Origin of the sequence: Fluoribacter dumoffii NY 23 (assembly GCF_000236165.1) — a bacterium.
Lineage (GTDB): Bacteria > Pseudomonadota > Gammaproteobacteria > Legionellales > Legionellaceae > Legionella > Legionella dumoffii.
The window spans coordinates 2,864,579-2,877,614 of sequence record NZ_CM001373.1; the positions used below are offsets into that span (position 1 = coordinate 2,864,579).

A 13,036-nucleotide genomic window follows, 5' to 3' on the forward strand; every position below is an offset into this window, starting at 1 on the left:
TTAATCCAGGAGAGTCGCAAATCAGATTAAATTGACAGAACCTTCGAGACGAGATTTTAGCAAGAAAAGAATGGTTTTCTTCTTCTCACTGGAAATTGCATTTTCTTGTACTAAATTCAAACAATATTCACTGAAGGATGTGAGCTTCTCCTGACTTGTTTGTGATTCACTAGCTGCATGCATTGTGTTGTAGCCCTCTTCCAGTTCATGCGCAACTACATCCATCATTTTGGGATCTGGATTTTTTGTATTATCCAAACCTTCTTGTTTACTCATCACGGCGATTTTTTCTAAAATTTGCTGCACTTGTTCTGATGTCACCTCATGAGCTCGGGTGGATTTTTTTGCAATTGCCCTTAAATTATTTTGATTATTATTTTCCCAATACTCCCTGTCACCTTGAAAGGCAATCACAGTCATCAGGACGCGAGAATCGATTCCTTTCTTATTGAACAAAGCTCTGTTTGTGATATTAAAAGTCCAATCATTTTTCAGTCTGAAGAATGGTCTATATAACGTTGCCATTTCTCTATCCGTTACAGGGTCATAAATTGTAAAAGTTGTCCCCCAAAAGTTCATACTTGCTTTTGCCAGCTTGGTATAGCCATCTGCCCCATAGATATCAAAGGTTGGAAAAAAGGCAAACAACTTTTCGTCTGCCGACCCAATGAAATTTTCATAATTATCGTAAACATCAAAATGGGCTGTTAAAGAAAAGAATTTTGAGCGCGCATAGGCTAATTTATTATCGAAGGAATCGAAAAATTCATAGGTCAATAAAAGACTGAAAAACTTTCGATATAAGGTCCCTAATTTTCGTGTTTTTGTTTCTATATCATAACTTGTGGTTAAACTGATCCAGTGCTCTTTGATGTACATTTCATCGGGGATTTCTGTATTGGAGAGGGCAAAACTTGTATTGATACCTAGTAACAGTGAAAACAAAATGGCAAAAGCATTTTTCATAAGGACCTCATTCTAATTATTAATTATTCCATAATTGTTCTTGTAGAATAAATTTGAATGCATTCAAACTCGTTCAGGCAGAAGCACAAGGCCGATTATATTGATGTACTCTTAAGGGAGTATTAACGCAAATTTGATACAGGAAACAGTAATTGAGTTTCCTGCATCGAATTGAGGGGTACATTATGGGTTATTATAATAAGATGCGGCATTTTTAGACATAGAGCACGCGCCTGGATACAAAAAGTATAAAATTAAATTATTTTATACTTTTTGCGTCCACTCAGGTTAATTTAGCAGGCAAACTCTTCACATCAGGATTTTTTGAATAAGCATCAAGAATTTCATTTATTAATTGCTCTATGATACTTTCTTTCATTTCATCTTCGATTAGACCCACTTTTTCTTTCATATTATTTAATCGAGTTTCTAATTCTTTGGCCACTGAACCATTTGGAAATAATGCAGCCAAAAGCCGTCTGGCTTCTGCAGGGCCAAGATGACGATACAAATGGTTCCTTACAGTAGCATCCTCAGCTGTCGTACTGAAAGCCCATAGTTCAACAGGACCTAAAGTTAAGGTAAGTAACTGCACATTCACACCCGTTTTAGTAGCGTATTGGGCAAGGAACGTTCCACCCCCTTGTCTAGGACCATGGACCCGCGTGCGTAAAGCTGCTTTTGCAGTATCAGACAATCCAAATATCGAGGTAGTTTTTTCGATCGCCTGCGAAGGCCCTGCATCCATGATGTATATTGCTGTAGCAAAATCAATCATTACGGGATCGAAGTCATCGACTGCCTGAGATAATAAGGCGATTTGTACTTTCCATTTTCGCCCCTCACGCATATCAATAATAACCTGTTCGCGCACTGCAGCAGATTTTGAAGTTCGGTGGAACTCGTCATAAACGATGCGTTTGTGGTCTTCTCTGATTTCTTGGACTCTTTCTTTATGGTATTCCTTGTATTGTTCTGGAATATTATTGAGACTTTCTTCAGTTAAATAATAGTGTCTTGCCAATACATAGCGCGCTAACATATACATTACAGCGGTTTGTCTGTCCGCAGCATCCCCCCCACTTTTTGCTACCTCATCCAGGTCAAGAGAAACTACGCGCGCATCACCGATATCAAAGCTTGTTACGCGGGATAAAATAGGATATTCACGAACTGCAGCGGATATCATTCGCGAAAAAGCGTTAATCAGGGATTCGCCGGTCGGTGCTGTTATTCGTTCATAAAGGTCCTCAATCGAGGGAGTACGACAAATTGATGCCGCATCAGCCAATAAAGGCATCGCATAGCGTTGGGCTAACATGGCTTCATGCACAAAACCTGCGGAATACAGTGAATCAGTTACCTCCCACCAGGTTGATTTTGAATCCCGGACAAAGCCAATTTCTTCCAAAATACTGTCGATAAACTCCTCTACTCCAGGAGAATACGGGGATGGGTTATACTCATCAGCCAAGCTTTTATACAATTCATCCACTACCATCCCTGCAAGATCGGGAATACCATCGTAAGGTTTTTCCGCTCCCAAAGGCGTGGTAAGCAAGGTAATGAAATTAACCAGGAAAGCTCGTTCCAATGCCGTGGGATACCGGCATCCCAATTGGGTATCAAAAGGATTAATTGAATAATCTGGCGTCATCCTTAAGCGATGATAGGCAACCAAGTGTCGTTTTGATGCAGGAAGTGCCTCCTTCAGCAAAGAGATAAGTCCACTACTTGAAGGTCCAATATCAATAATTGCAATGCGCGGCAAGCGCAATAGTCCACCGGATAAACATAACGCCAGGTTAATTGCGTTGGATAAAACTGATTTACCAGAACCTGGACGCGCATAAACCAAGTCAATCCAGGTGGTTTGTTCCGTAGATCCAGGTTGGAACGGCCAGGGTTTACCATCGGGTGTTCTAAAAAGTAGAGCCCCCTTTGTCCAGGGAGACGCAGGACGAGTAATGGGCAATATAGAAATTACCGAGCTTAAGGGAGCAACGGTAGGGACAGCAGTACTGTTCAGTGTCGCAGCTAGCATGCCCGAAACAAATCCGCCGAAAGGATCCCCGCAAATTTCAGAAACGTCTGTTGATCCCCATCCCTCAATTGCTTTGACTAACTCGGAACTGCGTTGGCGTAATAGTGCCAACCTGTCTTCAGGCGCCCAAGTTGTAGCAACAACCCGCAAACGTACTATAGACTCATCCGTATTTAATTGAATGTATTTTAATAAATTTACTGAGTCACTGATTAACCGGTTCTGCGCAGAACTAAAAGTTAAAATCGAAGCCAATAAACCTTTCAGTTTAATCGTGGCAAGTCCTTCACTTTCGATTAAAAATGAGATTCTCCAGGGAATATGTGCAGGCAATATACGGGTAAATAACTGGATAAATGGTCTTAGATCTTTGGGAAACAGATCAATATAGGTTGATGAGTAGATTTTGTCCCCTACCCTCACTGTACGCAAATCCTGTACTTCCGCATCACGGGGAAATACTTGTTTGGCTAATGAAGGCCATAATAAATCCGAAGCGTCTCCTTCAAAGGAATTTATTTCTCTAACCGTAACTTTGTCTCCAGGCAAACTTGCCCGCCAATCATCGGCAGTATAGTCCGGATCTGCGGTCATACGGATGGCATGAATTGCATCATGAACTTCCATTAATTTGGCAAAAATATGCAGTGAGTCGAGATCATTCATCACCGAACGGACATAAGCATCGTGAGTATCACGCAACTCCGGGATGGCTGCATAGACAGTCTGGCTGTTTTTAAAAGGAGGGGCCTTCATATCTTTGATCATTTTGAACTTGGATTTGGTTGCAGCCTTTAATTGTTCTGAGGGTAAATTGAAAGGGCGTGTAATCAAAACAAAATAGACGCGCTCTTCGGCGCAATATTGCGCCATGTAATTCACTCGCTCTTCGAACAAGTCTGTCAAATTCAATTCAAGCCGTTTCGCACTGGCGGTAGCAGGCTCATAAGTATCTTGAATTAATTTTCTTATGTTTTGCTTATCATGACTAAAATAAACCTGTAAGGCGTGGCCTGGACGTCCCATTGCACCTTGAAAAGAGTTGGTTAACCCTGCAACCAGATTTTCAAACTCAGCTGCCCCTACAAGTGCAGATACCCCTTCGACTCGCAAAATCGATAATAAAGAACCATCGTGATTAACCAAGACAGTTGGACTGTCTGCTGTTTCCAAATCAATATAAGATTCTGTTGTTTGCTTGAGCGAAGTGCTTAGCCAGGCAAAGAAGGTATCTATTCCTTCAAAAAAAGATTCTGACCAATGTGCCATTCCTTACCTCACATTTAACTTGAAATTTCTTCTAGTGCACTCGCAGCCCATTTTTCAATTTGTTTGCGGAATTTAGCTCTTGAAGGCAATAGAAGTATATTTTTAAATAATTGAGATCTTCTCTCTTCATCATTCACACCTGCATCGATCATCAATTGACCAAAAATTGCAGGATCACTGGTTCCCTCGCCAAATTTTTCCTCCACGAGTTGTGAACGAAATTTGAAAGCTCGGTAAATATTCTGCGCACTGGATTTATATCCGGTATCATTTGTAATTGCGCAAAATAATACATGACATATACTATTTAATTCAGCTTGGGTGAGCTCGGGTAGATAAATTAAAGTCCCCCCGCCATAACCACCAACACCAACTGATTCAACAAAAAAACATTGGGCACAAAAACAACAAGAGGTCACTAAATTGTCTAACTTGTTGTTCGCATAATTATTATCAAGATTAACTACTTCCTGGAATAAACGCGCTTGAAATCCACAAAACCTACAGGTATAGCGATCTCTTTGAAACACTTTTTGTTCAAATGCTTTAAATCGTTCATCAACTTTTCTGGCAGAATATAATCGCCATGAACCCGGCGTTGCCATTAATTTTAATTTGCTTTGTTCTTGATTAACTGCCATATCCTCGGCTCACATTGAATAATAAACTTATTGGCAATTATTCGTTTTACACCCATTAAAAGATCCTCTTCCCTTTTCAGGGAGAGGATCACTAATGAATTTTACCATGAAGCAATTGCTAAATTTTATAGCCACTGCTTTTGTATTAATAAATTGTACCAGTAGGTCCAGCAGTTGTACCACCACTACCACCGAACATTGTTGCCCCGGTTACCCCTAAAATTGAAGGTAGGAACAATAAGGCTGCAGCGATAAATACCAAAGCGATTGGTGTACCTATTGGTATTTGGGTTGGGTTATCTTTGTGCTGTTTAAACTTCATAATCGCACCAATTGAAAATCCCAATCCTGCCAGATAAGATCCTGCAGTTATCAGTTTAGTCAAGTTAGTAAAGGATCCAGTAATGTTTGATGCCATTTGCCCCACAGAAATACCAGTTCCTCCGGCAGCGGCATCTGCACTAACTAAAGCCAATAAACTTAAGCAAATAAAACTGCTTATCCAATATTTATAACTAGATTTACTCTTCACCTTTTTCTCCTCAAATTTAAAATTTACTGTAAATCAATTAAATCAGAAAAAAATCTATTCTCGTTCGTCTAGGATGATCCATACAAAGTAACATTAATCATCTCAAGTGTACCTACGATATTGATTGCTAATATACCTCCAAAAACATGAATTAAACCTTTACCAGTCCCTCCTGGTGGTTGTCCTTGTGAAGCAGAACGTGCAATCAAAACCCATCCCCTTACAAAGGCTACTAAACCAATAACCTGAATAATAATTGTTAAGGGCCTTCCAACAACACTTCCAGTACCAAATAAGGTATCGAGTGTCGGATTACTGCTGCTCACCGGTGCATATTGAAGAACATTTGAATAACCAAAAGTAGTTACCATCAATGATGAAAAACCCGATGGAAAATAAATAAATATTGCGCCAACTATCAAATACATGATTGGTTCTTTGATGCTTGTATTACTCGACATCATGGTCCGCGCCTCACCATATACTTTTAAACTATAGATGGCTTTGAACAAAAAAGCACAACCAATTAAGTATGCACCCCCTGTAATTAAACGCTCTACAGGAATCAAAGAATTGGCGACATTAGTTAAAATATTTACCTGACCCGATATCCAGCACGCTACTGATCCGCCTGTACATGTATCAGCCATACAAACCTCAACTATCTTCTTGACTAAACCTAATTACCCGCCCTGAACTCGTTAAAACTCGGCCTTGCATTGAATCTATGAGCTTAACTGTTCCATACCCTGCGATTTTTGTTCCTTCTCTTACTGTAAGTGTAGAACCATTTGTGCCAATTAGCCAAGCCCGACCGGGAATTACTGCATTTATATAATAAATTATTTGTGGGGCTACGGTACGCACACGAACAACTCGCTTAACGGGCTTCGGTTTTGTGCGCTCCATTAATACGTTAATCACTTCCGATTGCTTTACAACTTGGGTATTTAAATCAGTTATCATCTGATTAAGTTTTGTAATCTGGGCATTTAATGCGTTCACATTATTATTGACATTACCTACCTGCTGACTCATGGAACTCACTTCAGATTGAACCGTTTGCTGGCTGGCTTCAATAGATGCAACTTTTTGCTGTAAAGCGGTATCATTCTCTTGTACCGCTGGAGGTTGCTGTTGCACTATGGGTTGTGGTTGAACAGGCTCAGGGGGCACTTCAGTAGGTGCCGGCTGGGATTGCGGTTGAGCCTGAGGTTGGGGGGTAGGAGTAACTTCCGCCATGGGAGCAGGAGGTATACTCTCTTTTGGCGCGCTAGATTTGGATAGCATTCCGCCGATAAACTTATACATCAACATCACAAAAACGATTATACCCACAGCAATGAGGGCATTACGCTTAATGTTCTTCCTTGAATCCACTCCTCTTGGTTCTACAGGAGTAGACCTTCCTGTATCATACTCTGAGGTCTCCAGAGGTTCATTCTCCAGAGAATCTAACTCAGCGAATTTATATTCATCATTTTGATCATTATCTGCCATTTTTACCTGCCATCAAATTAAAAAGATTTCACATCCTGAGTAAATAAAACTCCAACGGGAGTTCCGGAATAGACCTCAACAGTTATAGGTGTATTAAACAATACTTGTGCTTGCTGTCCCCAAGTTTTACCCACAGTTGCCAAACCAATTACAGCATTTTCCAGAGTAGAACGTCCAACACCGTTAGCCACGGTCACGTTATTGCCTCCACCTGTTCCACCAATGGTGACTGTGGTATTGGCGGACTGGAATGCATTACCAAATCCCTCTAAAAATGAGGATGCAAATAGAGAACCATATCGCAGTAAATAATGATGGTTTGTTTTACTGGAAAGTGCAGTTCGTGCAGTATTTGGATCAATTGCATATGCAGAAATCGGAATTGTTTTCGGAGCACCCGGGATAGACATGGTATTAAATGTAATTACCATTTTGTTAGCATTCGAAGGTAAGTTAAAACTACCGATTAATTTGGCACCTTTGAGTCTTCCTGAAACAATGCTTGCAAGAATAGGTCCCGGCTCATCACTATTGACAGAGGTATCAATTACAGCGAAAAGTACATCACCGGTTTTAATCACACTGGCTTGATTCGTAGATACAGTAGTCGTGGTTTGTGTAACTGTTGCACCTCCAGTTCCGACTCCTGCTGCCACCGCAGCTGCTGCTCCTTTTTCCTCCTCCTTCCCTGAAGTATAGGTTTGGGTGGGAACATTTTTCCACTCTGCAATCAATTGATTTGCAGCGGAGAGCATATCCGAACTTTTTTGCTGGATTTTTTGCTGGTATTTTTGTTCTGCAGCTATCTGATTTTGTCTGCTGATAATTTCCTGCAGCTGTTGGTTATTGGCTGCACCAGGCAACGGTACTGCTCCTGCTGCGCCAGGTCCTTGACCTACAGTAGGGACTCCCCCAATGTTAAAGGCCCCTTGTTGTAAAGACGGAGCACCCAAACCTGCCACTTGTGATCCTTCAGGAGCAACTGCCAGGTTTTGCAATTCCGCTGGGCTGAATCCAGCATTCTTCAAATCGGTTGCATTATATCCCGCATCAGCCAAATCCTTAGCGTTAAAACCAGCTGCCTTCATTTCTGCAGCAGTAAATCCCGCATCTTTTAAATCTTTAGCATTAAAGCCTGCATCCTTTAGTTCCTGTGCATTAAAGCCTGCGTCTTTCAGATCCTTAGCGCTAAAGCCTGCATCCTTTAACTCCTTAGCACTAAAGCCTGCATCTTTAAGATCTTTGGCACTAAAGCCGGCATCTTTTAGCTCTTTCGCGCTAAAACCCGCTGCCTTCAATTGTGCTGCGGTAAAGCCTGCATCTTTTAAATCCTTTGCACTAAAGCCTGCATCTTTTAATTCTTTGGCACTAAAGCCTGCATCCTTTAAGTCTTTAGCACTAAAGCCTGCATCTTTTAATTCTTTGGCACTAAAGCCTGCATCCTTTAAGTCTTTAGCACTAAAGCCTGCATCTTTTAATTCTTTGGCACTAAAGCCTGCATCCTTTAAGTCTTTAGCACTAAAGCCTGCATCTTTTAATTCTTTGGCACTAAAGCCTGCAGCTTTTAAATCTTTGGCACTAAAGCCTGCAGCTTTTAGTTCAGCTGCTGTAAAACCAGCATCTTTCAACTCTTTAGCTGTATATCCAGCATCCTTTAGTGCTTTAGCAGAACAACCTAATGTTCTCTTGATCGTCAAGGCACTAACCCCTGCTGCCCGCGCTTTCTTTAATGATTCGACACTGCAATCAGCGACACGACCGTTAGCGATTATATCAGCTGGCGTCAATCCTGCATTTTGCAAGTCCTGAGGCGTAAATCCCGCCGCAAGAAGTTGTGCCGGAGTAAATCCTGCATCAAGTAAGGATTTGGCATCATAACCTGCATTTTTTAATGCTTCCGCACTGCATCCATTTAATTCTTTGATGCGCTTGGCAGAAACACCTGCTGCGAAGAGCTTTTTCAGATTGTCTGGATTACAGCCCGCTGCTTTAATTTGTGCATCTGTTAATGGAGTTGCTGCACTAATTTGTGCCGGGGTGAAACCTGCGTTCGCTAACTCTGCGTCTGTGAAACCTGCAGCCTTTAATGCTTGGGCACTGCACCCTGCATATTGTTTAATTAATGTTGCACTAACACCTGCAGCTTTTTCTCTTTTTAGTGCATCGACGTCACAGCCTGCTTTTTTTATGTCATCAGGTGTAATTCCCGGGGGAAGCTCAGCCTCAGCGGCCTTTATATCGGCGGCAGAAAAACCTGCCTTGGCCAAATCATCTGGCGTAAATCCGGCATTTAAAAGATCCCGAGCAGTAAATCCTGCAGCCTTTAGTTCTTCCGGGGTAAAGCCTGCTCGCCGCAGATCCGCGGCACTAAATCCTGCATCCCGTAATTCTTTAGCAGTAAAACCTGCCGCTTTTAGTTGTTCTGCACTGCACCCGCTTATTCGTCGAATGGCGGAAGCTGAAACTCCGGCTTTACGTAATTTGGTCAATGCCTCGACACTACATCCAGCTTTTAACACATCAGCGGCCGTTATGCCATCGGGTAAGCCACTTGCTTTAGCTATCTCTTCCGGAGAGTAACCTGCCCCTTTCAACTCATCATCGGAAAAACCCGCATCTTTAAGTTCTTGAGCAGTAAATCCGGCATTGCGCAACTCACAGGCATTAAAGCCGCAATCACGTAATCTTGAAGCAGTATATCCTGCATCCTTAAGTTGCCTTGCGTTATATCCTGCAGCTTTTAGTTCTTTACAGGGACAAACCTGATTCAATTCTTTTAAGGTATACCCATTATCTTTTAATTGTGCACAGCTACATGCTTGCCTTAGATCCGTTAATTGCGCCCCTTGGCTAATAACCTGATTCACGGCCGTTTTCGAACACCCGGCATTTTGTAATGTTTGCAACCAAAGGCTTTTTTGGGCACCCTCTTCATTTTCACGGGCTAAGGTAGAGAATCCTACCCCGGTTTGCCCGTTTTGGGAGCCAATAACACCCACGCCTTCTCCTAAAGCCTGAGTTCGAATAATTGTTGGAATAGCGCTACCCCCGGTTTGCACTGCTTTTTGGGCCTGGGTAATATTTTGCTCTTCCTGTAATTTGGCATATTGAGCAGTAGGATTAAGTACCCCAGGGATAGACTGGATGGTTCCAGGAGTATGGCCAACGGTCGCTACCGCGGTTGGACCAGTACCTATTGATCTTAATTTTAAATACCCTATCACCACTGCAATCAGCAATAATGCTATTGTAAAAATAATAATGACTCGGGTACGAGTATTTGAAAAAAGCGATTTGATATTTTCTTTTCTGCCAGCCATTTATAACCCTTCTACCTTGAGCTGCATGACCTTCCCATGCCAGGAAACTAGTAATACCGGAGATTTGTGCATTTCATAAGCATGCGTTCCATCTGCGCTGGTCATACTTGCTAACCAACCCGGCGACAATATAGTAAGATTTGTTCTAACATACATTCTGTCATTGGCAAACCAAGCACGTGCATCCCCTCCTGTGATATGCAAACGTTTACTTCCAGGAGGCGGTACGCCATCTAAAACGTGAAGAAGTAATTCACTCGCTGAAGGTGGAATCCCTGTTTCTAAAGGCATTCTTTTGGCATTTGGGCCATAACCTTGAACTCGTAAATCAACTCGGTAATCCACTGCCTTTTGTCCTGGAATCAGGGTAAGCATTACGGGGGTATTTAAACCTCTCAAGCGCACAGCCAAATTACCATAATTATATAATTTCAGCGCTTGAATCATGATGGTATTGCTTGTTTTATCCCATTGAATGTTAAAAGAATTCGGATCACCTAAATCATATGCAGCAATTGGCCATGGAGCGCCAGATGAGTCCAGAAAAACCAGTGAAGATACAAATCCTTGTGCTAAACGAATAACAGGCGGAGTGGAGCCAGGAGACAAATTCACAAATTGAGACGTCGCTGTGGGTTTAGGAGGAGTACCTACAGGTGAAACCTTAGCATATTCCATGGTTTCATTTAATTGTTTTAATTGGACAATTTGCTCCGTACTCATAGGATATAGACTGCGGGTCATATCTTTAAAGGCTTTTTTCTCAATAACATCTTCATCACTTTTAGATATAATCTGCGGTGCATTGGGATTGGATACATTAGCAGCAGGAGGCTCAGGTCTTTGAGGACCGCTGTAAATATTTCCGGCAAGAGGAATTGGAATATTGGGGCCTGCAGATTGATTGGGGGCTGGAGCTTGTCCAACAGGTTGAGGTTGACCTGCCGGTTGGGGTTGTCCTGGTTGATTTTGCGCTGCAGGCTGATTTTGTGATAAACGTTGTTGCAATAGCCGTAACTGTTGCAAGGCCTGCTGAGCACTATCTTGCTGATCCTGCGCAAGGGCAGGATCAGGTACCGAATAAACTATTCCGTATAACAAACAAAACTTTAAAACCCAGTTCAACTTTTTCATTAAGACACTCCACCTGTGGCAGGTCCTACAACAAATTGCGATATACCAATTCCTCTAGGCGAATTTAAAGTAGATATACGTGTAATTAACATAGTTACTACGTTATTTTGTTGGGTAAACTCGCTGGCACTTTGGTATGTAACCAATATAGGCATTTGTACCCGCCAGGAAAAGTTTCCATTCAATACACCTTTTTGCAAAATAATAGGGGCTCGTGTTGCTACGGCAGAAACAATCAGTTTTTTGGCCTTTACTGCATCCAGATTATTTGATTGCTGCAATGCATTTAAAAATTGATCCCAACCTTCTGGGGTAAAGAATCCGGAAGCAGCTTGTAATTCATCTCGGTAATTCACAAAGTTGTAAGAAAATGCTGCAATAGCGGCCTGATTCGCCCATTGCAATACAGCTGGGTCAGACTGGTTAGGTTCATTTAATGGGAAAAGAGGCGTAATGCGCCCATTAATGCTGGTAGCAAAATATTTGGGGGCTGGCGGATGAGTGATCATGTACACCAGCAGCGCAGCTAAAATAATATTGACAACTAGGGCTACTAGCAACGCAAGTATTATTTTACGTTGGCTGTCTTTATAAAATTTGTTTCTCAGTGCGACAACTGTCAAGGCATCTTCAGCCATAATATCCTCTATTTATTACTTATTGTGGTATCAATTTATCCTCACTCTCCGCGGGCGGATCAGGAGGGAGTAATGCATTTGATGAATAATTCGGAGCCGAAAGCGGTTGCAATTGAATAGGCGGGGCTATTCCACTTGTGGCATAAAAATCACGCTCAGGCTCTGTTAAATGTACGTAAACGATAAAAAATCCCAAAATGCAATTCAACAGCAAAGAAATAATTAACGCGATTAATCCACGCCGGTATGAGTTAACGTAGAAATTTTTACTGCTTTTTATCAATTCCCATGTTTCGCGACTCATAATATCCCCTACGCCACGGCCCGTCGGAATGTAATTTCCACCCTGGCATTTACTGAGTTATCACCACCTTGAGTGAATGAAATAATAGGTTTATCACTACCAAGTCCCTGTGTAAAGATAAAGCGGCTATCTACACCCTGGGACCAAAGATAATCACTTACGACCCTCGATCTTGCTAAAGTTAATGCATGTTCTCTTTGTGGTGACACATACTTGTTACTGTAACTGGCAATATTAATTGCTATCTTTCGAAATTGTTTCAAGAACACAGCGATTTCATTGAGTAGAGGATACGACTTCCATTTCAAATGGGGTGTTTCTGGTTCAAACAAATAGCTGGCCGGAATGCTAATCATATAATCCTGGCCTATGGTAATTACTTTAACCCCTTTTTTATTTAACTTTTTAGCGAGTTTCATAATGGTGGCATCACAGGCACCAAGGACCTTGCATGGGTATTTAGGCTCTTCTCTATCCAGGGCCCAATAGTCACGATGGCAGCCAGTCAACATGAATAAGGCAATCAACCCAACAGCCCGAATTAGATTAACACGTACTGATCTCACTCACTATCCTCATATTTCAAAATATTTATTTTAAAATGATTCTGACTGTAGTTCTGTTGTGTGTTCTATATAAGAAAAACATACAAATCATTACGTTACAATGAATTAAAAAAAATAGCTAT

General features: G+C 41.6%; 11 protein-coding genes. All 11 read right to left on the reverse strand.

Annotated elements, in window-relative coordinates; genetic code table 11:
- Positions 1–21: 21 nt before the first annotated feature.
- On the reverse strand, positions 22–966 hold the full coding sequence (locus tag KYQ_RS13030; RefSeq protein WP_010654704.1) for an LURP-one-related/scramblase family protein: 945 nt from the start codon (positions 964–966) through the stop codon (positions 22–24).
- Between the two features lie 283 nt (positions 967–1,249).
- Positions 1,250–4,279: a hypothetical protein gene (locus KYQ_RS13035; protein WP_010654705.1), complete on the reverse strand. Its 3,030-nt coding sequence runs from the start codon at positions 4,277–4,279 to the stop codon at positions 1,250–1,252.
- A gap of 14 nt (positions 4,280–4,293) precedes the next feature.
- Entirely contained in the window at positions 4,294–4,920 is a 627-nt protein-coding gene (gene icmJ / locus KYQ_RS13040; RefSeq protein ID WP_010654706.1) for a type IVB secretion system protein IcmJDotN, read from the reverse strand.
- Positions 4,921–5,065: 145 nt separating this feature from the next.
- Entirely contained in the window at positions 5,066–5,452 is a 387-nt protein-coding gene (locus tag KYQ_RS13045) for a hypothetical protein (RefSeq protein ID WP_010654707.1), read from the reverse strand.
- A gap of 68 nt (positions 5,453–5,520) precedes the next feature.
- Complete coding sequence (locus KYQ_RS13050; protein ID WP_010654708.1) at positions 5,521–6,102, reverse strand: hypothetical protein; 582 nt, start codon at positions 6,100–6,102, stop codon at positions 5,521–5,523.
- 7 nt (positions 6,103–6,109) lie between these two features.
- Complete coding sequence (gene icmG / locus KYQ_RS13055; RefSeq protein WP_010654709.1) at positions 6,110–6,952, reverse strand: type IVB secretion system protein IcmG/DotF; 843 nt, start codon at positions 6,950–6,952, stop codon at positions 6,110–6,112.
- 17 nt (positions 6,953–6,969) lie between these two features.
- Complete coding sequence (gene dotG, locus KYQ_RS13060; RefSeq protein WP_019350168.1) at positions 6,970–10,272, reverse strand: type IVB secretion system protein DotG/IcmE; 3,303 nt, start codon at positions 10,270–10,272, stop codon at positions 6,970–6,972.
- Positions 10,273–11,406, reverse strand: a complete 1,134-nt coding sequence (locus KYQ_RS13065; protein ID WP_010654712.1) for a DotH/IcmK family type IV secretion protein — start codon at positions 11,404–11,406, stop codon at positions 10,273–10,275. It abuts the gene before it with no gap.
- Positions 11,406–12,044, reverse strand: a complete 639-nt coding sequence (locus KYQ_RS13070; RefSeq protein ID WP_010654713.1) for a type IVB secretion system apparatus protein IcmL/DotI — start codon at positions 12,042–12,044, stop codon at positions 11,406–11,408. The genes KYQ_RS13065 and KYQ_RS13070 overlap by 1 nt, the downstream gene beginning before the upstream one ends.
- A 19-nt stretch (positions 12,045–12,063) precedes the next feature.
- The gene (gene icmM, locus KYQ_RS13075; protein WP_010654714.1) at positions 12,064–12,348 is read right to left on the reverse strand and encodes a type IVB secretion system protein IcmM/DotJ; all 285 of its coding nucleotides are present in this window, start codon (positions 12,346–12,348) and stop codon (positions 12,064–12,066) included.
- Positions 12,349–12,356: 8 nt separating this feature from the next.
- Entirely contained in the window at positions 12,357–12,914 is a 558-nt protein-coding gene (gene icmN / locus KYQ_RS13080; protein WP_010654715.1) for a type IVB secretion system protein IcmN/DotK, read from the reverse strand.
- Between the last annotated feature and the right edge of the window lie 122 nt (positions 12,915–13,036).